Here is a 21,955-nt window from a genome sequence, read left to right on the forward strand (position 1 = left end):
AAATTATTATTATGGCTTATTTATTGTTCAATGAAACAGGAAAATCAGTAGGTGATGTTGGTATGAAATCTCAATGTACATCTGCAATTTTTAATTACCAGGTAATTGGCAGTGGAGCAGTTGTTGAGTTTTCTGGATCTAATGTGCCTTTGGATCAACTAGACATTGGCATTGAGGATCAATGGATCCCTATTTGCACAATTGAATCTGGTGTGGCTGATAGTGAACCTTTTAGGCAACATGTCTGGAATTCTTTGCGCTATAAAGTAACCGCAGGTGCGGAAGTAGGAATTTATGTGACCAGCGGGGTTAGTGGGTAAAATATCCAAGGAATATTTAGGAAATCAAGATTCTGCACTCTAGTTTTTTTTAATTATTATAGTAATAATGTTAGTTACTTGACTTAATTTTAAGCAAAATTACTAGGGTGTATTTTAAATGTCAAAAAATCCTAAAATTGAAACAGCTTTTTATCTTGATAACTGGACATATGAAAATGGAGATATTAAAGATTTAATTGATAATTCAATCCACATAAAGGCTAATGAATTTGAGTTGAGTATGAAAGGCAATATTTTTTGCCCATCATGTAAAACACCTTTATCAAGAGTTCCAACTGATGGAAATATACTTACAAATAATAGAAATGCATTTTTTAGACATTTACCGAGATTTAAAGATGTAAAATGTAGTCTTCGAACACCAGAGGGGAATGGGAAAAAATATAGTAATGAAGAACAAGCCAAAAAAGCTATCAATGATGGTGAGCTAATAATAATTTCAAAATTTATTTCTGAACCAGTGGAAAATAATTCAACTGATAAAACTAAACCCTATGATTTTGAGTTTATTGAGGATGAGGAAGGTGAAATAACAGGTATTCCAATATCAAGACATCAAGGCGAAAAACTAAATTTACCGACTCGAATAATGTCTATTCAGGCACTTTGTGTAAATTTCGATAAAAAGTTGCACGCTTATATTTACTTTCCAAATATGCAAAAAGCATTAACATTAAAAGATACTTTAATCAATATTCAAGAATTAGACGAACCCAGAATGAGGGAAATGGCTCAAGATATTGACCAGATACCTAGTTTATTTTACGGCAAGATCAAAATATCTAAATTTTTAAGAAACGCGAATGATGATTACATAAGAATGACTTTTTTAGAAAAACATGACTCCATTATTCATTTTTCTCTAAAGATTAAATCTAAATTACAGGATCGTAGAGGAATTCGTGAAGGAGGGTGTTCAGGACGATTTGTACTTTTTTGGGGCACAATTAAAGAAAGTGGTGTTGGTTTCTCTGTTAGTCCATCTTGGGGTGAATTCGGTTTGCTTAGTGAAAAGTATAATAAGTTCTTATGTGATATTAATGAGTAACTGAACATACACTTATTTTTTTATTTTGGAACCCACCATAAAACCCTATTTTTGCTTATGTAAAGATGCTCCCAATGAAGATTTTCTTTACATAGGTAAAAGACATGGGTGCATTAAGCAACGAAGCACAACAACATTTTGACGCACAATCTCAGGCAATTGCAACTTGTGCAAAATATTATTTTAGTAATGGTCAAGTCGCTGGTTTCGATAGTATCAGTGTAGAACCTTCAGCACGTCCCGAACCTTTGCAGGCAATTTTTGATAGCATTGAAGAAAAATACCAAGCCAAGATTGATGATGCTGTGCGCATGGGGATTGAAGCATATCAAAGCCGAAACGGTGGGGAGTTACCGCATCCGAGCGTGATTGCTTCGGCCTTGAGTGCTGGTAAAAGTGTTGCGGAAGGAAAATATAATCAAGCTATGTTCGATGGCTTGGCACAATTTGATGATATCTCCAATGGCTCTTATGAACAGGCTGCTGTAGTTCCGGCTATGACTGTAGTGACCATTGCCAATGTCATTGCGAATTCCTTACCAATTGTCGCGATGTTGCCAAACCCAACCAATTCTGTTCGTGTCCCTGTAGTTGCTGTTCGGTATATGACTGACTCAGCTTTTGGTGCAATGGCACAAGGTGACTATCTGGATGGTGCCAACGCAGCTCTACCATACGCCGAAGGACGTTTTGCTTTTGCATTGACTGCTGAAAGTGCTACTCCTAATGTTTATGCGGTGACTGCTCGGACTACATACGAGGATTTTACTGCAAAAACTCCGAATGAAAATGGTGATTTACTGCCATTTCTTTCAGGCAATGTTTCATTGCGAGTAAATGGTCGTGAATTAGCGCATACCCGTGGTGATCAAAATCTTTCAGTTGCTAAAGGTTCAGTCAGTGCAACGATCAAACGTCCAGAAATTGAAATTGCTGGTACTACTTTTACATTGAATGCTGTATCAGTAAATATTGACACACGTACTATTACTGCAACTTTTGATCAGGCATTACCGGCAAATACAGCAATTGAAGTGCATTTGGTTGCAGATTTTGATGCAAAAGATGGTAGTAAAAAGCATTTGCTGAATCCAGTTGGTGTATCGCTAGAACCAGAATATGACTTAATTCAGTCTGTACCGGTCGTTAACCACATTAATGTTTCTTATAACACCAATAATCAGATGGCCAATGAATTAGGTGTTGGTTTTGTGGGTGCGGCATTGGCCGCGATGCAAGGTAAATATTTCCTGGAACAAAATGTACGCCTATTGAAAGAAGCAAAAGACCGTGCGAAATATACCAGTGGCGACGGTGCTGCAAAGCGTATCTTCACTTTTGATGCTTCACGCGGGGCTACCGGTAATTTAACTGCTGCAATGAATACTACGGCAGATCTTATTCGTGAAATCCTGAAATTCATTCAGTTTGCAAAATTAAAGATTCGTCAGGCCTCCGGTGGCGCAACTGTCCGATTTGGCCTTTATGTTGGTGATTTGGGGGCTGTATTCTTTAATCAGCTTGATTCAAGCGTATTCACCAAAACTGGTGCTACTGCATCATGGGGTGAGATCGTGCGAATCGGTACACTGAATGATGGTACCGATGTTTATCACACACCGACTGCTCAGGGGGTTGTCATTGAAGGTGTGAATGCTGCCGAAATTATGCTGGTAGGGAATGGTAATGAACCTGCACGTAATCCAATGGTTGGGACCATTACTCAGCCACCAATTTTCCGTGAAGCTAAACCGGATACACGGGATATTCAGTTCGGCCTACATGCACAAATGGCTGCGGAATTAAATCCACTTGAGCGATATGCAGATCAAGTGGCACTAATCGAAATGATTAACCTGCCAGCCCTTGGTGCGTAATCACTGGAACATAGAAAAGGCGTAGTTTTACGCCTTTTTTTATAAAATTTGAGGATATTCTAATGACTGAAAACACAGAAACCCTAAATGATCCCGTTGCCACTTCAACCCTTTCAGATGAAAATCTAACAGGACAGCCGGAGGATAAAGCAGATGAAAGTTCAAATGATGCAGCAACAAATGGATCTGATAGCCTTGTTGTAGCTGATGAAACCAACCAATCCGAAGATACCTCCCCATCGAATTCGACAACAGCTGAAGCAGCAAATTCGATTGATATGAAAGCGGTAAGTGCTGAAAAAACAACTACGAAGCGTAAATACACAAAAAAAGAAACAAGTAAGACTACTACAGATAAAACAGCTTTAACGACCTCTAAACCAACTGAAAATATTGTTGAAGTAGTTCCGCAAGACGAAATTAAACAGGATACCACTGTAACAAAATCGTCAGATCTTAGTATTAAGGTAACCAATTCTGGATCAATGACAGTTGTTGAACCCATGACGTGTACTTCAATTAAGCCGGGTGAAACAGTCACAATTGAAGCGAATAGTCGTACTTATTATGATCAGATACGAAAAAATCTTGCACAATTGCAAGCCTTTGGTCGTAAATTGGAGTTTTAATTCATGACAATTGCAATTAATGGTACCAATGCATTTACTGATTTATTAGGTGATGAAGCTACTGAATATGTGCTGAAGCTTGGTAATTTAGCTTCTCGTGACATTTTAGAACCTTTAACCGGTTTAGTGGTAGGGGCTTTGGGCCAAGTTGAATTTACATTAACTGGGCGTTTGGCTTATGAGCAACTACTAAAAAATATTGCACAAATTAATCATCTACATGGATTTTCAGCTCTTAAACTCTCAGATGTGGTCGATGTATTTAATATTATCACTAAGTTTTCGATTGAATCAGAATTTTCGAATCTTGACTACCGAAGTGTTTATCATCTTAATCCAGGTGATACGTTAAATTGTATAGTCCGTCCAGATAGTGGGCTAACGCGGCCAGTGCAAATTAAATTTGTTGAACCAGTATCTACAGGCTTGGTAGATTCCCTTGTAAATACAAATTTTACTTTACAGCCCGGTCAGGATCTTGTTATTCCTTTTAATATCAAGGAAGACATACCTGAGGGGGACAAAGCTATTTCAATAGTAGTGATGCGCTCGAATGATGAATATGGACAAGTTGCACCATTGGGAACAACCCGCGGATTTACAGTACACTCCCCAGCTATTGTACCCGCTGAACCCATTTTGAATGGCGCGCCTCAAATGAGTCAGGTGGCAGTAGCATCATATGGCATCAATGTCGTATGGTCCAATATGCCAAATAATTATCATTTTAAATCCATTAAATGGACAGTTGATAATCCAAATTTTGAAATTTCAATTGTTGACCAAAATAATTTAAGTTCTATCAAAGCATCTCTTAAAGCAGGTAGTGAAGTTGATGTTGGAGAGATTATAACCATTACACTAGAAGCAGATGAATATACCATCAAAGCTTCAACGGAAGTTATGTCATAGCCGACCGTCAAGTTAATTACTCCTATTAGGCTGCATGGTGCAGCCTACTTTTTGGAACATACGGTAAATACCCAAAAAAGTATTTGCCACAATACATATATCAATGATGTTTGGTGGCAATCCAATGATCGAAAAAAGCAAATGTGAAGTTGTCCTTACCTCGTCACAAGGGGGTAATCTATGACAGCAGTCGCAGTAAATCTAAATTCCAGTGGTCAAATCAGTTTAGGAAATACTGAAGGTGCTGCATTCGGAATTGACTATGATCTATACAATTATCTAGGTTCAGAAGTTGCATTAAAAATTCAGTTTTTCGGAAAAGTGGCCAATCCGACAAAAGGAAGCCAAATTGTTTGTCGATTAACATGGATTGATACACTGGCTGGTGATGAAATATATCAAGTACAAGGTAATTTAAGCTGGAATGAAGAGGATAACTCATCACTCTGGAATGTTGCTGGAGCTAAAAATATTTTCAAATCATTTGAACTGGTTTATGGCAACAATAGTTACAGTAATATGATCGCAGCCATACTCCTAAGTGATGCGTACAATTCCGTTAACAGCTTAGGCCGAAATTCTATTCAATTGGTCCTTATTGAAGATCAACCACCTGGTTTTGATGCAGATACACTTTATAAAACTTTGATTTCTCTTGATCAGCGTCCAAGTGATATTGGCCTGAATGGTCTTGATTATTTGGAAGTATATTCTGCTTTATATCGTGTGATAGATAATCTTAATATTCCATTGATAGTCGAACTGGATCCTACTTTAGATCAGGATGTCGCCATAAGTTTGGCTCAATCACTTGATGCACAAGATCATCGAGTACAACTGATCTGGTCACCCAACACATGCCGTCCACGTGATGCAAGTTCATTAAGAGGACGTCAAAAGCCTTGTTATGTATTGGGCCATTATTTGGGCTTGAAAGCTTTACGCAATGTGAAAACTACTGCTCAATCCATTCCGATGATTGCCGACCCAGTTGCTGGTGAACCTTATCCGTTTAAATTAAAGGCAATGACCCCACGAGATGATGTGATTTTTGATGAAGAAACCATCGAGGCACTAGCAGAAGCAAAAATCAATGTCGTGCGACGTATCAATTATGATACTGGTATCCAATTCGTGATGAGTGATGTACTTACTCAATATGTTAGTGAAACCAGCGCCTTACGTGTCGTAAATGCGGCAGAAATTGCCTGCTATACAACTAATCGTGTGACTGAAATTCTAAAACGTCATATGTTGAAAAAAACAACATCTTTTCTCGAAGATGCCGGTCGGGATATTACCAAATTTTTAAATGCCTGTTATAGCGCAGGGTTAATCGTGGATGCAGAGGATCTAGGTTACCAGCCATATCAATTCAGTCTGGTACCGGACGAATCAAAACCATTTGAACGAGTTCGTTTATATCTTGCACGCCGCCCTGAAGGTGCTGTGCGTTCAGTCATTTTTGATGATGTCATTACTAAATAGAGGAAAATAACCATGAATGGTTTTGGTAGTTTACAACGTGTAAAAGGGTCATTTGCTTTATTTGACGGTGCTACAGCAGCTGAATTTGAAGATGCTGCCAAGCAATTAAGTACCAGTGAAGTTCGTGAGGCACAATCTATCATTGAACACGCCCGTTCTCTTGGTTTAGGCATTGTTTCGACTTTAATTGCAGATTTAAGTGCCGGTGATTTAGGTGATCAACTTCCTTCTGATTATCTGGATGGACTTTTGGTTGAGGCAGTAGATGATGCTGACGATGATGATAATGTTTTATTTGATTTGGTCGTAGGTGCAGTTCAAGATGCTTTTGAAAGCCTGGGTGTTGATGAGACAACGATTGCTCAAATGTTTAGTGACGATGTGACTGTAGCAGATGCAGCGATTGAAGCAGGTTCTGAATCTGCATTGGCTAATTTGCCAGATGATGGTGAGCCACTTGATGCATTTATCAGCGATTTTGTTTACGGGGAACCATATGAAGGTGAAGCCGGTTTCGATGCTGCATTATCTTCAAGTCAAATGAAACAAAAAGGTAAGGCGCGGGTAGGTAGTTTTGCAGCACGTAAAGTACATGGTAAAAAAGTGGTCTACAAAGGTGCTTGGGCTATTCGCAAAGGCCGTAAGGTTATAGTAAATAAACGTTTACCTAACCAGACTGTTCGCTTAACAGCAAAACAAAAAGTTGCAGTGAAAAAAGCAGGTTTAAAAGCCCGCACAGCCAATGCAATCAAATTACGTGTCAAATCATTTAAAAAAGGTCGGAAATTGGGATTATATTGATCCTGATTTTTTGGATGATTGATAAAAAGATCGCTTAGGCGGTCTTTTTGTCTAGATATTAGTTTTGAGTATTTATTTACATTGTAACAATATGTTGTAAATATTGTTTAAATTGTAATTATAATGTTTATTAGTAAAACAATAATCAAAAGGAGTTTTGAAATGAAAAATGAAATATTAAGTACATGCTTAGTGACTTTGTGTTTGAGTGGCTGTATGTCGTCCCAAATTAATAGAAATTATAAAGAAACTCGTCAAGACATAAGCGTTGAGGATGCTTTACCTCAAATTGCAATTGGTATTGCTAACATGAAAAAAAACTTAGATGCTGAAAGTGTAAAGGCAGGGGTTTATGTTGATGATATTCAGTTAGAAATTAATTTGAGTGCTAATGCATCTAAAGATGGAAAGTTGGGTATAGCGGCAGATCCACTGAGTCTAAAATCATTATCTAAAAGTGTTTTTTCATTTGATGCATCTCAAGATACGAAAATTGAGGATCTAAGAGGTAGCAAGTTAGTCATCAAATTCAAAAGTGCTAATCAATATAATTTGGAGTATCTTGAGAAATTAAAAGGGCTTGCTAGTATTAATACTGCTAAGCAATCTAATGAATCAACCAATCAAAATACTGAACCAGACAAGAAACAAGCAACAGCATCGGCCTCAAATTCTGGCTTCAATATAAATTCTGAGACTATAAATAGGATTATTGATGAAAAAGCGGTACCTAGTAATGTGATGAATGTAATAAATTCACCTATATTCAAAATAAATACGGACGTCACTAAAACAGATTGAATTCGTGGCTCTAAGGTTTGTTTACGTATTTACTTTGTCTAGTGAGAGAAACCTATTTATGATAGAGAGATTACACAACCGGAAATAGATTTACAGCCACAGTTTCCTTATTTGTTACAAGGGAAATATTTTAAACTATGACTTGGCCACCTTAGGGTGGCATTTTTATTTCTGGAACCTATAAAAATTTCACTATTTTCTATCAGCCAAAATAACTAGATTGAAATCAATTGGTATTTGTGTGATGGCAACTCAACTTAATTTAGCGACATTGGCTGTAACAGATCCATATATTCAAAAAATTAAAAATGCACTTGCATCTACGACTGGTCAGGAAATCCCAATTATCAACTTAGAAAAAGTCAAGCGGGTATCTGGTGTAAGTGCAGTACCGGTAGAATTTATTTTTGCCGGTGGCCAAGCCTTAAAATTATTCATTCGGGCTGGTGCGGACGTTTTCAAAGCAGAATTGAATGGTAAATCAATCGTCTTGTCTGGGGATTTTTCCAATGATCTTAAAATGACTTTTGATAATGGTGTAAATGGTGTAGCCAAACTAATCCGTAACGGCCAAAAGAAATTTGAGATTTCACGGACCAAAGAAAAGGTAAAAATTCCAAGTACATCAAGTCCCTCTAAATCGCTCACAAGTTTACTTAAAGAGGTAACTGAACAAGAAAATTCACTTGATCAACAGATTGCAGATAGCACAACAGTTAGAGATCAATTGCTTGAACAAATCGAACAAGCAAAATTACTTTCAGCTTAGGAGCGATTATGGTTCTTATCCTAGATGTAATATTGGTTGGATTCGTGACATTGCTGGCATTTTTATCTGGTTATTGGGCTAACAAGCATAAAACCATGATTCATACATTAAATTCGCATCCCTTTTTACCTATCGTTTTAAAAAAAATTATGGTGCTTTTGGCATGGGTTTTAGCATTTGTAACTTTACTTATCTTGATTTCAGCTTGGCGACTTATGCAGGTCATTATTGATCTTGGGGGATATGGGGTCAGTGCATGGACTCTGGTGATTCTATATTTTCTGTTTTGCATCTGGTTTATTTACATTGCGATAGGGTACCGACTACTGCACGCTGCCAAAATGAGATTCTATCCATGATTGTAACCAGTGATGTTATTGCCATGATCGAGCACTGGTTATTTACACCACCCAATGGCTATTTTGGATCAAGTTATGGTGCAGATTTGAATGGTTTGTTGTTACGACCTTTAAACTCGACGGTAGCGGATGAGTTTATTGCAAAGATGAAAACAGATATTCCAATTTTAGCAGGGTTAGATAGTAGTCAATTGGCATTGTATAGCACTGCTGAAGGATTTGAAAAACGCATTATTGTTCTGAGCGTTGGAACAATCACAATTAATTTAAACAATGTTCAAAATCAGTTATTGAGTGAACAAGGGGAAACATACGATGCTAACGCAAGCTGAGTTTGAAACGAAACTGGTTGCCCAGTTATCTGATTCGGATATTCTGCAACGTTATAATGCTGGTGATCCTATTGTTATCCAGCAAATACGCTCAATGGCAGCATATTTGTCCCTAATGTCACGTGAAATTGATATTGCTACACTTGAACCGTTCATTAAAACTCGTGATCGTTCAATCATTGCCGATGCGAGCAACAAAAATATTTTACCAACGGCTACCGCATGTCAACATCAGATGCTGATCAACAATAATGGAAACAATAGTGTTTCTTTATCACAAGGTAGGGAAATTGAAGATAACAGTGGGGGGCGGCCTTGGCGGTTACTGCAATCGGTAACAATTGCTGCTGGAGATAGTGCCACCGTTATTGCAGAGCAAAGTACATATCGAGAAGTGAGTTATACGGTTCCAATGACTGAAGTGTTTCATCAGGCAGAGATTCAATTACAAGATGATATGTCATTGTGTGTGCTTTCTATATTTGATGATGATACACCTACCCCAAATCAATATGCATTACAGCCACGTTGGATGAATGTTGATATTGATGATTATGCCGTAAATATTGTTACAGATAGTCTAAGACGATTATTTGTTCAATTTGGAGATAGTGAACGTGCTGGCCGTACTGCCAAAATTGGTGAAGTATTTACTTTTGGAATTACAGAAACTTATGGATATGTCGATACATCAAGACTTAAAGATGCATCTTTGGTAGATATAAATAATAATGCTGAACAAAAACTGACAATAAAGTTTATTTCAGGTGGTGTTATTCGTGCTGGGTCAGATCCCCTCAATATCAATCAATTACGTGTTTTGTCGAGTTATCCCTCACTTTATGATGAAAATGCTGTGTATTTAGGAAATTTTGATTATTTAGTGCGTAAGAAATTCATGTCTCGTTGTCATTTTATTAGTGTTTGGAATGAAAATTTACAGGACCGATATTATGGTGCAACTTATCAAGATATCAATCATTTACATGTTGCTGTTGTCGCGCAAAATCAAGATGAACAGAGCAGTATCATAGCCGAGATCAGCCAACTAATAGGCCATGCTGATAATTTGTATCAGGATCGGGTGATTACTGAAACAGTCGAAGAAAAGAAATATGCACTGACAATTTCCGGTCAATTAGCAGCAGTACATGATATTGATAGTGTTACAGCACAGATTAAGGCGCTTTTGGTAGAAAAGTATGGTCGCACGACATTATCTGCAAGCCGCTGGCTGGTGAATGGCTTCAATAAACAAGAAATTTCCACGTTATTACGGAACAATATTTCCGCATTTCAAGATCGTATCAGTGATTTTTCACTTATCGCTTCTTCAGACAGTGTATTACCACATCAGTGGTTATATATGAGTGCTGAAAGTATCAATATTAATCTTGAACGAACAGCAGACAGCATAGGAACTTCATGGATATTGTAAGTTTTACTCAACCCATCCAGCAATCTTTTGCTCAAGATGGACTTGAAACTGATTTGGTCTCAGCATTTATTGCTGTAATGGCAAATGAAATCCATGCTGATTTTCAGGATTTGGTTGATTATGGCTGTCCACATATTGGTAGTGCCCGAGTTGTTGAACGTTTCACTAAACAAGATGGTCTGGTTGTATTAAGGCGTTCAGATTCATCAGACAAGATTATGCAGGTTATTTTTGCAACATGGCAAAGTCTTGGCAGTGAGCGCGGTCTTAATTTTTTAGAATTTGTCTTAAAAATGCTTTGGGCAAATAATTGGACTATAAAAAGGCTTTGGCATAAAACGGACCAAATAGAAAATTATCCACGTTTTTTATCAGAAATTAAGCAAAATCATCATTTCCTAACAAGTCGAATTAACCTTGAAATTGGTGAAAATGTTGATTTATCTGAAATTGTAGAGCTATCTCCAGCTGTCAGAAAACTTGTGCCGGCAAATATTGTGCTTAAAGTGATTGCCAAAGCTCTTAATAAAGATTTGGGTGAATCTCAAATTGGTGTCGCCTGTGTAGCAAAAACCTACAACTTTGTCAGAATTGGCGTTGAATATGATCGCTATAGCGGCTTTGCACCACCTTATTTACTGAATTTGCAAAAAATTGACGAGAAAATTATCTGTAGTTGGCAAAGTGATGATGTTGTGACAGGATTTCACATCTATCGTTGTGAAGAAAGCTTGTTGAATCTAAGCTTGAATTCTATCGCTGAAAAATCCTTTACAGTATCAGAATATCAACAATATTTTATTGATCTTTATCAGAATTTCACACCAGATTTATTAGCAAAAAATAGTGGATTCATCTTTTCTTTAAATCAAGTGATGAATGATGAAGGTATGCTATTTATAAGTGCTACAGTAGCGTTAAACAAATCAATTCATGCCACACTCTACAACTACAGCACCGGTGCAAATACATCAATTGCCCTTGTTGATATAGTTTCGATTATTATCAATCGTTGGCAATCAGCCAAAGCCTACGATCTAGTGAACTTTAAGGGGTTAAATGCTCTTAGTAATATCTTATCGAATAATGCTTGGTCTATTTCTAATACGGGGAATGCCTATTATTCAGAACTTAACCCAGATTACTATGAAAGTTCATATGTAATTGATGGCAAAGCTTATAGCTTCCAAAGTTTTGATAATGCAGCAGCGACATATTATTCGCAGATTATTCAGGCAAATGCTACGGATGAAGATGACTATGGTTATTTTGATTCAATTTCTCATAGCTGTAATATCCTGGATAAAAACTGTGAAGTAACAATTCACTATTTGAGTAAATCAGATAATACAACAATAAAAACCATAACTATTGATGTAGTTAGGATAGACAATCCAAATCATTTTGCATATTTGTATCAATATGAAGACGTAATTTATAGTTATCGTGATTTTAACGAAGCTGCTCAAAACTATTATGAAAATGAACTTTTGGCCAATAGTGCTGAAAGCGATGATTACGGTGAATTTCAGTCAGCTTCTCATAGTTGTGGTATCACGGATGCAAGTTGTGAAGTGTTGGTGACTTATTTGAGTAAAATTGATGGCACTGAAAAGACACTAACTATCAATTTAAATTGTATTGATAATCCTGATTATGTCTCCGATCCTGATGCGTATCGACAAATTACGGTCAGTAATGAGGAGGTGACAACTTTTGTAGAGGATTATCTGCTTAATAATCTTTCGGATGAGGCGAGTCAATCTTTTATTCAACAAGCCGCTGCATATGATGAAATATATGAAAATAATGATCTGGCATTGATCTGGTCACAAGCTTTATTGAATGTACTTACTGATCGTACCTATCAGCTTTCTCCATATCCGATTTTGAAATTAACCACTGATCAGTTGAATTATGCAGATGATTTTGTATTACAACATGATCAACGCTATTTTTATCGGATTAGTGCCTACACTTCTACAAAAGAGAAATTGGCCGTTTCTGAGGAAAGTATAGTTTTTTAGATTGGAACCTTGCGCAATGTACCTCTAAAGCATATTGCAAACTAGCACTATGAAATAATTATGAGTTCAGAACAATGCGTCAGACCAATCCAGTTTTATTGTCTCAACTACGCCAAGATTATGAGTCTATTCAAGCGATAGGTGCGCCTTTACTCGCTTCACAAGGAATGTTGGTTTTTGAAGATAGTAGTATTTCATTGATGCGATATCACATCAAATCATCAATGCGTCCAATTGTCAGCAATGGTGATCCAGCAGAGGTGCAGTATGCTGGTGGACTTACTGGTATTGTTGCCGGTGTGCCCAATACAAAATATACCGGTAATATTCAGATTATCGCAACTGAGTCAGGCTATGAACAGGAACTTGCTGAATATGTAGTAAATACACTTGGCGGGATCATTGAACAAGCCACCTATTATGATGGTCGTATGGACAGCTATACTCGTGCATATAGTCTTCATAATTTAGCTTTGCGGTTTGAACCAGGTGAATTTGATTCCGAAAGCCGCTCGCAAGTTATGACTATATCTTGTCCTTGTGATTATAACTATTTTGGACTATATGCTGATATTGGAAGTAATGGTACTGTGTCTGTGGGGCAAAAAACTGCTGCTGCCACAAGTTTCTCAAATACTGTTCAATCAACAATCAGAGCAACTCAGGCTGCTTTATCATCTGTCGGTCAAATTGCTAATGCAGCCAATACATTAGGTTCATTATTTGGGTAGCTCAATATGACTTTTAATTTGCAGCCAGACGATGAAAATACAGCGCGCCCGGTTTACCTCAGAGTAGATGCGGGTACGATTGAAACTTTAGCAACTCAGTTGCATGATGAATTATCCGGTGCCGGGTATTCTCTACTAATTGATGATGTAATCAATATTGCGCTTATGGAGGCGCAATATTATTCCGCTTGGGCAGTACTGGAAGCCCAGCGTAACGCCACGATGATCATTCCCTTTGATAAAAATATCACTCTAGAAGCTTACGAGTGGGCAGTAATTGATCCTGTATTACGTGCGCATTGTGATCTGGTTCAATCACGATTGGTCGAAGGATCTCGGTCGCTTGGTGGTGATGGTTTTGGTCTATCTGTCAGTGAAGCCAATCAAATTTATTTGGAGGCACGTAAGACTATGCAACTGGAAGCATTTGTTGAACCGCCTTTTTCTTATAAAACTATGAGTGAGTAAAGATGCAGATTACATTGTTGAATGAAAATTTAACGATTTCAGCATCTGATCTATTAAATGCTACGTTACGCACTGATCTTGTGCCTGTGCCAGTAAGTCTAGAATTTACGGTACAGGACACTGAACAGTTATCCGCTGCATTGGTTTTGGATGCTCAGTTGAGCATTGGTGATTTTGGTGTAATGCTGAATATCATCAAAGTTGCTCCACTAAAGACACAATTGGTCAAAAATGGCCGTCGGATTGGTGGCATTGCCTGTGTTGCAATTCCTGTAGGTTGCAATCGGCTAATTCAAGCAGCAAACAATGCGGTTATATTAGAGCAAACTTCTTTTAATTCAGCATACCGGGCATGTGGTGCAAAAATTGGACTTGGATCTGATTTGCCTCTGCCTGAATTTATTTGCCTCAAAGGATCCCTACCTACTCAACGAATTGCCTTATATATGCAACAAGAAGCAGCAGTCATTGGGTACCAGAATAAAAAAATTTGTGCATTAAAGATTGATGCACTGTTTAAACAAGAGGCTAAACAAAAAATTGATCCAAGTGCAGTTACTTGGATCCATAGTGATCGATTGGCAAATATTGAAAAAGCATCATATGTTTCGGTAGATGATGATGGCAGCACTGTACTTGGAGAAGATACAACATCTGATCAAAAGATCATTCAAAGGGCGAGATTGAGTAGCCGTCAGCTGAAAAATTTAAATAAGGTATTGATTCAGCGAGGTACAATAATGCGACCATTAATGACTGATCTCAATGCCGGAGATTTAATCAATATTGATAGTAAAAATTATGTGATAGTTACAGCTGCACATCTGATTAATACCGGTTCACTTGGTGGAGCATCCGCTATGGCCAGTAAATTTTGGATTGCATCACTTTAATTAATGGAACTCTCAATAAAAGGTATATAACAAATCAATCAAAATAGGATTAATAAATCATTTTTTGGTAGTTAGAACATGATCCGGACAAAAGTATTAGGTGAAGCGGCAGGAATTCAGTGGTCAGGCTTACAGGATCGGACTGAAACAAATAGCGTGACAGGCTTAGGTGCACCATTAATTGTCGGTCAATTCCGCCGTGGTCGTATCGATAAGCCAATAACAATTACAAACGGCAATATTAAGGCCGAGCTAGGCTATGACCCGACCAACAAAGACTATATCGCCGTGCAATCTATGCTTGATACCGGAGTGCCTAGTGTGCAGGTGTTACGGATTGGAAACCACAATTAGTTATGTTGCAATCCCTTTTTAGACGAGCAAAAATGCTCAGCTATGATGCATCAAACCGTACAGCGAAAGTGCATATCTTTGGTTTAACTGATGGTGCTAGTGAGGGTTTGACGGCAACTTTTGCGTATCCGGTTGGTGATGATGATCGAGATACGGAACGGCAAATTGTTTTGCAAAATGATGTTTATGTTTTCTTTGAGGGTGGTGACGAAGCCCGACCAGTTATAGCATTTTACAGTAGCCATGGTTCGGGAAACACCACTGATATTCGACGGATACGGCAGAAAAATATTGAACTTTTAGCGACTGCCAAGGTGGCAATTGCGGCACCTGAAATCTATTTAACAGGCCATGTCATTATTGATGGAGATATTACCCACACTGGTAATCAGACCACTATTGGAACTATTACGGCAACTGTTGATATGGTCGCAGATGGTGTTTCAACTGTAAGCCATGATCATAGTGGTGTAGAGCGAGGATCTGGTGATACCAATAAACCCAATAAGTCTAATTAATCGTATTGGAACAACTCAAAAATTGTACAATAAGTCTAAGCCAAAATAACCATTAATTGGTTTTTTGGCTTTTTTTATGGCAGCGCAGGATATTTTAGCGATTTTACTGGGTGCTGATTCAAGCGGCATGTCCAACCTTCAACAAAATGAATTAAGTAATGCAAGTCAAGAATCTATGGCTCGTATTCAAGATTCACTAAATCCATTTTCGCTTGGAACTTTTGAAACTAAAGACAATAAAAAACGCACTCGCATGGAGATCTATAGCAAATGGGAGAAAATGCTTAGATTTGCACCTATTTCGGAAGCAATGGGGATCCACGTTACAGCTGCTTTAGGTGGTGATGCAACGACCAGTCAACAGGTTTTTATCACACCGGCCCAACGTTTACGGGGAGGTGGGGGCACAATCAATAAAGCTCAATTGGAAAAATTAGAAAAACGTATAAAGCCCATGGAAAAGCTGATTAACAAACATATTGTTAAAATATGCCGGGATGCAATAGGATTTGGCGATGGTTACACACGAGTTTACGGTACCAAAGGCATGGGTATTGTTGATCTAATGGCTAATGAATTCACCTATCCACCACTTATTCAAGCCTATGAACAGGTCAATAAAACTGTAGCGTACCAGGCATTAGATTATAAAAATTGGCAAAAAGTTGTCTCAAAATTAAATATGATCCAGATGCTTCGTTTGAAAATGCCTCGAATTTCTCATGTGCCACAATACCATGCATCAGATAGTTTTTTTAATATCAAGACATTACAAGTTGATAATATTAATGAAGCACCTATTGTACCAGCGCCAGTAGGCGGCTCATATTGTGCTGATGTAGAACCATTTTACGATAATATTATATTGGCATTATCGACAATGAACAGTCAGCAGATCGCAGATGCTGTGAATCAGGTTTTTTTGTCGGTTAATATGTCTGCAATGCCACCGGCACAACGTGATGCATATAAAAATGGCCTTAATACCATGATGCGTGACCATGAGAAGTTCGTGCGTGATGCATTAGAGGGTGGCGATTCAATCTGGAATACAAAATATCATTTTCTACCTACAAATAATGAGAAACAAATTTTAAATACATTGGGTGATTTAAAGGGACAACGTACATCACCGATCAATACTGAAACTTTAATGATTAATATTCGCCTGCTGATGGGTGGACTTGGCCTTGATCCATCCATGGTAGGCTGGGCAGATATGCTGGCTGGTGGTTTAGGTGATGGTTCTGCATTTCATACATCAGCACAAATTATGCGCCGTTCGATGATGCAACGTCAGGCAACTATGGATTTTGTAAATCAGATTTTAGCTTTGGACTGGGGATATGCTTACAATGAAGAGTTCAATGAAACTAACGATTATCCATGGAAGATTGAATATTACAGTGATCAATCTGCGGCAATGACCGAAGCAATTACAAATCAACAGCAGCGAATGAATAATTTGATGCTTAAAGCTCAAGCAATTGCATCATTAAAAGACTTGGGCCTAAGTGAAGAAACGATCACTCGTCTTTTAGAGCGTGACGGTGGCATGGATTACGATGAAGCTATTAAATTGGCAAAAGATTTAGTACAGCAGAGAGAACAGGAACAACTCGCTGGTAGTAATAATTCAGATGATCTTCCGACTGATGATCAAAATATTGAAGAAGAGGAAGGTATTTGATGGCTTCCAATCAAGGCACATTAGAAACAATTGTAGTTACAGCTACAGATGAAAATCCAGGTCCATGGGTAGGAAGGACTGCCAAAGATGCTTATGCGCTTTACAATGCTATATATGCACTTGGTACAATATCAACAGCACATTTTGGGGTGGAATTTTCGCCGTTATTTAATGATGGTAAGATTGCAAATTTAGATTTGGCCCTTTTTGATAATTCTACTTACAAAATACCATTTTTAGCCCAAAACGTTGAAGCGTCTTTAATTGATGCAGATACAGACAGTATTAAGGTTGGTGCATTTAACCTAAATCATATAACGGGTAATGCTTCAAATGAGGTGCAAATATCTTTTATTGAAACTAAAAATGGTGATATTTCAGAAAGCTTTCGGTTAATAAAAAACTGTACATTTAATGATGATGGCACCCAATTCCCACCAAAAGATTATTTGATGAGAGTGCAAATATATAGTTTTGATAGAAATGATTATAATTTCAGAGCAATTGAACAAGCTTATATCGTCGCACTACAAGCCGCGAGTGTGCCATTTGATGCAACAAACTTAAATGGTGTGTTAGTCGTACCTGTCACATTTACCAAAATGTTTCCTATGCTAGTCAATTTATAAAATGGAACCCAGCTAAAAACACAATTATTAAATCTTAAATAATATGTCTATGAACAATTTAGGCATTTTTTATGATCCGGACAAAAGTATTAGGTGAAGCGGCAGGAATTCAGTGGTCAGGCTTACAGGATCGAACTGAAACAAATAGCGTGACCGGCTTGGGTGCACCATTGATTGTCGGTCAATTCCGCCGTGGTCGTATCGATAAGCCGATGACTATTACAAATAGCAATATCAAGGCCGAACTAGGCTATGACCCGACTAATAAAGATTATATCGCTGTCCAGTCTATGCTTGATACCGGAGTGCCTAGTGTGCAGGTGTTACGGATTTCTGATTTGTGGGATGTGCAATATACACTTATCTCAACAGGGGAAGTTATACGGATATATCATGCAGGGAATATCCCTGCGAATGCATACCGTGGTCGTAAGGCGACTGTTGTTGAGCTAAGTGCAGAAGAACAAGCTGAACTTACGGAAGATGAATTAGAGCAATACCTATGGGAGATGTCTTTCCCAATAATTGATGATCGAAAAGATCTAATTATTAATAAAAGTGTTCGCCACATTGGTGAATGGGCATTCGCTAATTGGCAGAATGTTGGCACCGTTACGTTATTAAGTGGTGGCATGGTAGACGAATATGCATTCGTGAACATGGATGGCGTAATAGATATATCAGTAGATAATGTTAATACTCTAGGTAAAAGCGCATTTGGGGCAGTAACTGCAATCAACGTTACAATTACAAATACCTTAATGATCGATGAGGGTGCTTTTGGTGGCTCTACGATTGAAAATCTCTCGATTGGTAAAGATTCACTAATTAAAACTATTGTTGGAATTAGAGCTTTTTCTGGTTCTAAAATTATGAATCTTAAAATTAAATCTAGCGTGGATACTCTTAAGTCGGACTCTTTTTCAGCTACAGGGATTGGATCAATATCTATTGATGAAGGACTGCGAGTAATTGAAGGGCAAACAAAGATTATTATCTCCGATACACAGTTTTCAATTCTGGGAGGGGCTTTTGCTGGTGTATCTAAACTTAATGAAAATTGGGAAAAAGTATCAACTACTAATCAAGAGTATGATCCTGTTACAGAACAATGGATTAGAACTTTTAATTACTTTGATTTAACAATTCCTTCGAGTGTTGAATATATTGGTGTTAGTGCATTCCCTTATAGTCCGATCGGTAACTTAAAAATTATTGGGAATGAAAAATTAATTTTAGATGTAAGCTGTTTTGCCGCTGGTAATTTTAAGTCAATCGTAATTCTGCAAGTAGACCGTATTGAACATGATGCTTTTGGAGCTGCTCATAATTATTTAGAAAGTTTCGTAATTGGTCATGCAAATGTTGTAGACGGTGCGCAATTCGCCAGTGGTAATGGTTGGGTTGTTAATTCGATATTTGATATTAACGTAGATGATCTAAGTGGTAATGCCTTACCGAAAGCTCACAACAGCTTAAAACATTTACGAATTAAAACAAAAGGTTCTATCAAAGGAGGAACTGTAAATTATCTAAGAGGATTAGAAAGCCTGGTTATTGAAGCGGAAGGAGTAATTGAACCTGGCGGTATATTAATGACCCGTTCCGATACGGCGACAATAACAGCCAAAGGGATTGAAAACGGTGGTATTGAAAGTCTAATAACTCGTATGGTGGATTACCCTAATCTAGATGCAAGAGGTTGGTCAGGAAATAGTGCAAAATGCTGGGGAACCGTAGAACTAAATGTAGATTACATTGGTGATGGTGGCTGTGTAAACTCTAGCTTTTATGAAATAAACTTAAACCCTAATAATCCAGATAAAAAAGACAAATTAATCAGTATTGGAAACGGTGCATTTATTTATGGTGGTGTATTTAAAGGAATTGATTGGGAGGTGGATACGGTTGGTAGTGGGGCATTCATAACCGCTTCAATGGGGAATACTAGACTTAAGGTAAATGAATCTATTGGAAACGCAGCATTTCTAGGTACTTACTACATGGGAGATTCTCTTTCTATATCGGCACCTACCTTACCAGAAAGATGTATTGCAATGTTCAATGGCGGAAATTTGTCTAGTGATAAATTAGATATAATAATATCTGCGGAAACGATTGAAAATCAATCTTATGTCTGGAGAAGTTTTAGTAAAACAATATTAGATACCGTTGAAATCAAAGACGGTGCTTTTATTGTTCAAAATTTCCGTAACGGATTAGAGTTTAGTAATCGATTAGAATATATCGGTAAAGGTGCATTTAACACTGCATATATTTACCAACCTGACGGAAATTTTAATATTCCAAAATCAACTCGAAAAATTGATGAAGCTGCTTTTGTAACTTGTAACTTTTATAAAGAAAATAATGATGGGCAGCCTATTGAAATCGTAATTGATGGTACTCAGCTTGAAATTGAAAATAGTGCTTTCGTCAGTAGTAATCCACCTGTCGGTTCTAAAGTAAAGATTATTGCTGATGTTAAACGTGTTGCCAGTCATGCATTTTGTAATATGTATGGGATTACTGAATTTGATTTGGGTGAAGGTTGGGAAACAATTGAACCAACAACGTTCGCAGGAATACAAAATGTGTCCAAATGGCATATTCCTGCGAACGTTAAAGTGATTAAATCAGGTGCTTTTCAGAATAATACTGGAATGACTGAGTTAACTTTTGATAAAGGGGTCGAGATAATCGAGGCAGCTTTCCTTGCTGCTGGGCCTGATCAAGGCCCTAATAAACTGGGTATTCGGCAAGTTATTTTCCCTGATTCATTAAAAGAATTTTCAGCTTCTTTTGAGGCTTCTGCACTTGAAACAGTTGTTTTACCTCGCAGCCTAGAGAAATTCTATTGGGGTGCTTATACTTCAGTAGGTGAGATTTATAGCACAATGTATAGTTTAGCACCTAGTACATTAGATACTCTATTTCTAAGAGATGGAGTGAAGCCAACTCTAATGACCATTGATGTTGCTTCCATCTCAATTAAACCGAATGTTTTAATTTATGTTACTGACATAAAGCAATATTACCAAGACGATCAGTGGAACAGATTTGTTCCACATATGATTCAATATCAAGAAACTGACCCTGATAACTGGAATATGATTCCACAGGTTCCTGAGTTTAATATTCCTACTGATTTAGAGGGTTGGGATATTCAATATCTGGATATGATAGAGAATAAAATTATCAGAGTTAGTTTTGAAAATGGGGTTATTCCAGCAGGCTATCTGGCTGGTAACTCTATTTTGATAGATAACCTCATCATCAATAGCACAATTGTTACTATTATGCCTGCTGCATTTGCTGGGCATGGTGAAATCAAGAAAGTTAAATTCTTGGGTAATAATCTATTAAATATCGGTAGTAGCGCATTTGCTGCTGCCATAAGAATTCGGAATTTAGATATACCTTCTAGTGTAGAGAGAATTGGTTCAGGTGCTTTCGCTGGTATGAGTTTCCTTGAGACAGCGAGTATTTCATTGTCAGGCTATGTTTCGTTGGATACTTCGGTCTTTAGTGGATGGCCATCTTCCATTGAGACCCCTGAAAATGTATTACCTGATTCGCCTGTATTCACAACACTGACCGCTACAATCATTGAAGGTACGGCAACTTATGGTGATACAGCCTACATAGAAAGAGAAGGGGCAATAATAGGTAGTGCACTAGTATCTGAAGACGGCAGTTTTATCATTGATCTAACTCAAACTGAGGTAGAGGAAGGCGAAGATACCCCAATATTAATTGAGGGTGATATTGTTGATATTTACATTCGTGATATTGTCAGCAATAAATCTAAAGAAGTCACAGTTAATGTTGAATTGAATTAGTGGGAATA

The 21,955-nt window shown here is 37.6% G+C and carries 20 protein-coding genes; all 20 read left to right on the forward strand.

Going from position 1 to position 21,955, the window contains the following annotated elements; translation table 11 throughout:
• Positions 1-11 precede the first annotated feature (11 nt).
• Complete coding sequence (locus tag CRO21_RS06300; protein ID WP_097078468.1) at positions 12-320, forward strand: hypothetical protein; 309 nt, start codon at positions 12-14, stop codon at positions 318-320.
• 118 nt (positions 321-438) lie between these two features.
• A complete protein-coding gene (locus tag CRO21_RS06305) occupies positions 439-1,389 on the forward strand; it encodes a hypothetical protein (protein WP_097078469.1) in 951 nt (316 codons plus the stop codon).
• A 104-nt stretch (positions 1,390-1,493) separates the two neighbouring features.
• A complete protein-coding gene (locus CRO21_RS06310; protein ID WP_097078470.1) occupies positions 1,494-3,266 on the forward strand; it encodes a hypothetical protein in 1,773 nt (590 codons plus the stop codon).
• 62 nt (positions 3,267-3,328) lie between these two features.
• Positions 3,329-3,895 carry a hypothetical protein gene (locus CRO21_RS06315; RefSeq protein ID WP_097078471.1) on the forward strand — a complete coding sequence of 189 codons (567 nt, stop codon included), beginning with the start codon at positions 3,329-3,331 and terminating at the stop codon, positions 3,893-3,895.
• 3 nt (positions 3,896-3,898) lie between these two features.
• The gene (locus CRO21_RS06320; RefSeq protein WP_097078472.1) at positions 3,899-4,807 is read left to right on the forward strand and encodes a hypothetical protein; all 909 of its coding nucleotides are present in this window, start codon (positions 3,899-3,901) and stop codon (positions 4,805-4,807) included.
• Between the two features lie 180 nt (positions 4,808-4,987).
• On the forward strand, positions 4,988-6,295 hold the full coding sequence (locus CRO21_RS06325; RefSeq protein WP_097078473.1) for a hypothetical protein: 1,308 nt from the start codon (positions 4,988-4,990) through the stop codon (positions 6,293-6,295).
• 12 nt (positions 6,296-6,307) lie between these two features.
• On the forward strand, positions 6,308-7,096 hold the full coding sequence (locus CRO21_RS06330) for a hypothetical protein (protein ID WP_097078474.1): 789 nt from the start codon (positions 6,308-6,310) through the stop codon (positions 7,094-7,096).
• Between the two features lie 162 nt (positions 7,097-7,258).
• On the forward strand, positions 7,259-7,897 hold the full coding sequence (locus CRO21_RS06335) for a hypothetical protein (RefSeq protein WP_097078475.1): 639 nt from the start codon (positions 7,259-7,261) through the stop codon (positions 7,895-7,897).
• A 244-nt stretch (positions 7,898-8,141) separates the two neighbouring features.
• Positions 8,142-8,666: a hypothetical protein gene (locus CRO21_RS06340; protein ID WP_097078476.1), complete on the forward strand. Its 525-nt coding sequence runs from the start codon at positions 8,142-8,144 to the stop codon at positions 8,664-8,666.
• Positions 8,667-8,922: 256 nt separating this feature from the next.
• The gene (locus CRO21_RS06350; protein WP_322853230.1) at positions 8,923-9,357 is read left to right on the forward strand and encodes a hypothetical protein; all 435 of its coding nucleotides are present in this window, start codon (positions 8,923-8,925) and stop codon (positions 9,355-9,357) included.
• Positions 9,341-10,795, forward strand: coding sequence for a hypothetical protein (locus CRO21_RS06355; protein ID WP_097078479.1), 1,455 nt, complete (start codon positions 9,341-9,343; stop codon positions 10,793-10,795). The genes CRO21_RS06350 and CRO21_RS06355 overlap by 17 nt, the downstream gene beginning before the upstream one ends.
• A complete protein-coding gene (locus tag CRO21_RS17660; protein WP_228150374.1) occupies positions 10,783-12,822 on the forward strand; it encodes a hypothetical protein in 2,040 nt (679 codons plus the stop codon). Before CRO21_RS06355 ends, CRO21_RS17660 begins: the two co-directional genes overlap by 13 nt.
• A 74-nt stretch (positions 12,823-12,896) precedes the next feature.
• Positions 12,897-13,553 carry a hypothetical protein gene (locus CRO21_RS06365; RefSeq protein ID WP_097078480.1) on the forward strand — a complete coding sequence of 219 codons (657 nt, stop codon included), beginning with the start codon at positions 12,897-12,899 and terminating at the stop codon, positions 13,551-13,553.
• Positions 13,554-13,571: 18 nt separating this feature from the next.
• A complete protein-coding gene (locus tag CRO21_RS06370; RefSeq protein WP_228150375.1) occupies positions 13,572-14,021 on the forward strand; it encodes a hypothetical protein in 450 nt (149 codons plus the stop codon).
• A gap of 17 nt (positions 14,022-14,038) precedes the next feature.
• Positions 14,039-14,914: a hypothetical protein gene (locus CRO21_RS06375; RefSeq protein ID WP_228150376.1), complete on the forward strand. Its 876-nt coding sequence runs from the start codon at positions 14,039-14,041 to the stop codon at positions 14,912-14,914.
• A gap of 78 nt (positions 14,915-14,992) precedes the next feature.
• A complete protein-coding gene (locus tag CRO21_RS06380) occupies positions 14,993-15,268 on the forward strand; it encodes a hypothetical protein (protein ID WP_097078483.1) in 276 nt (91 codons plus the stop codon).
• Positions 15,269-15,300: 32 nt separating this feature from the next.
• On the forward strand, positions 15,301-15,786 hold the full coding sequence (locus CRO21_RS06385; RefSeq protein WP_228150377.1) for a hypothetical protein: 486 nt from the start codon (positions 15,301-15,303) through the stop codon (positions 15,784-15,786).
• 76 nt (positions 15,787-15,862) lie between these two features.
• Positions 15,863-17,476 (forward strand): hypothetical protein, encoded by a 1,614-nt coding sequence (locus CRO21_RS06390; RefSeq protein ID WP_228150378.1) that lies wholly within the window; start codon positions 15,863-15,865, stop codon positions 17,474-17,476.
• Positions 17,476-18,105: a hypothetical protein gene (locus CRO21_RS06395; RefSeq protein ID WP_097078485.1), complete on the forward strand. Its 630-nt coding sequence runs from the start codon at positions 17,476-17,478 to the stop codon at positions 18,103-18,105. The genes CRO21_RS06390 and CRO21_RS06395 overlap by 1 nt, the downstream gene beginning before the upstream one ends.
• 71 nt (positions 18,106-18,176) lie before the next feature.
• Entirely contained in the window at positions 18,177-21,947 is a 3,771-nt protein-coding gene (locus CRO21_RS06400; protein WP_097078486.1) for a leucine-rich repeat protein, read from the forward strand.
• Positions 21,948-21,955: the final 8 nt, after the last annotated feature.

Source organism: Acinetobacter puyangensis (genome assembly GCF_900096995.1).
Classification (GTDB): Bacteria; Pseudomonadota; Gammaproteobacteria; order Pseudomonadales; family Moraxellaceae; genus Acinetobacter; species Acinetobacter puyangensis.

Excerpts from the sequence above, each read along its gene's own strand:
- CRO21_RS06305 (WP_097078469.1), top strand. The coding sequence starts at position 439 with ATGTCAAAAAATCCTAAAATTGAAACAGCTTTTTATCTTGATAACTGG.
- CRO21_RS06380 (WP_097078483.1), top strand. The coding sequence starts at position 14,993 with ATGATCCGGACAAAAGTATTAGGTGAAGCGGCAGGAATTCAGTGGTCA.
- CRO21_RS06335 (WP_097078475.1), top strand. The coding sequence starts at position 7,259 with ATGAAAAATGAAATATTAAGTACATGCTTAGTGACTTTGTGTTTGAGT.
- CRO21_RS06355 (WP_097078479.1), top strand. The coding sequence starts at position 9,341 with ATGCTAACGCAAGCTGAGTTTGAAACGAAACTGGTTGCCCAGTTATCT.
- CRO21_RS06325 (WP_097078473.1), top strand. The coding sequence starts at position 4,988 with ATGACAGCAGTCGCAGTAAATCTAAATTCCAGTGGTCAAATCAGTTTA.
- CRO21_RS06400 (WP_097078486.1), top strand. The coding sequence starts at position 18,177 with ATGATCCGGACAAAAGTATTAGGTGAAGCGGCAGGAATTCAGTGGTCA.
- CRO21_RS06330 (WP_097078474.1), top strand. The coding sequence starts at position 6,308 with ATGAATGGTTTTGGTAGTTTACAACGTGTAAAAGGGTCATTTGCTTTA.
- CRO21_RS06320 (WP_097078472.1), top strand. The coding sequence starts at position 3,899 with ATGACAATTGCAATTAATGGTACCAATGCATTTACTGATTTATTAGGT.
- CRO21_RS06310 (WP_097078470.1), top strand. The coding sequence starts at position 1,494 with ATGGGTGCATTAAGCAACGAAGCACAACAACATTTTGACGCACAATCT.
- CRO21_RS06395 (WP_097078485.1), top strand. The coding sequence starts at position 17,476 with ATGGCTTCCAATCAAGGCACATTAGAAACAATTGTAGTTACAGCTACA.
- CRO21_RS06385 (WP_228150377.1), top strand. The coding sequence starts at position 15,301 with ATGCTCAGCTATGATGCATCAAACCGTACAGCGAAAGTGCATATCTTT.
- CRO21_RS06340 (WP_097078476.1), top strand. The coding sequence starts at position 8,142 with ATGGCAACTCAACTTAATTTAGCGACATTGGCTGTAACAGATCCATAT.
- CRO21_RS06300 (WP_097078468.1), top strand. The coding sequence starts at position 12 with ATGGCTTATTTATTGTTCAATGAAACAGGAAAATCAGTAGGTGATGTT.
- CRO21_RS06350 (WP_322853230.1), top strand. The coding sequence starts at position 8,923 with ATGGACTCTGGTGATTCTATATTTTCTGTTTTGCATCTGGTTTATTTA.
- CRO21_RS06315 (WP_097078471.1), top strand. The coding sequence starts at position 3,329 with ATGACTGAAAACACAGAAACCCTAAATGATCCCGTTGCCACTTCAACC.
- CRO21_RS06390 (WP_228150378.1), top strand. The coding sequence starts at position 15,863 with ATGGCAGCGCAGGATATTTTAGCGATTTTACTGGGTGCTGATTCAAGC.
- CRO21_RS06365 (WP_097078480.1), top strand. The coding sequence starts at position 12,897 with ATGCGTCAGACCAATCCAGTTTTATTGTCTCAACTACGCCAAGATTAT.
- CRO21_RS17660 (WP_228150374.1), top strand. The coding sequence starts at position 10,783 with ATGGATATTGTAAGTTTTACTCAACCCATCCAGCAATCTTTTGCTCAA.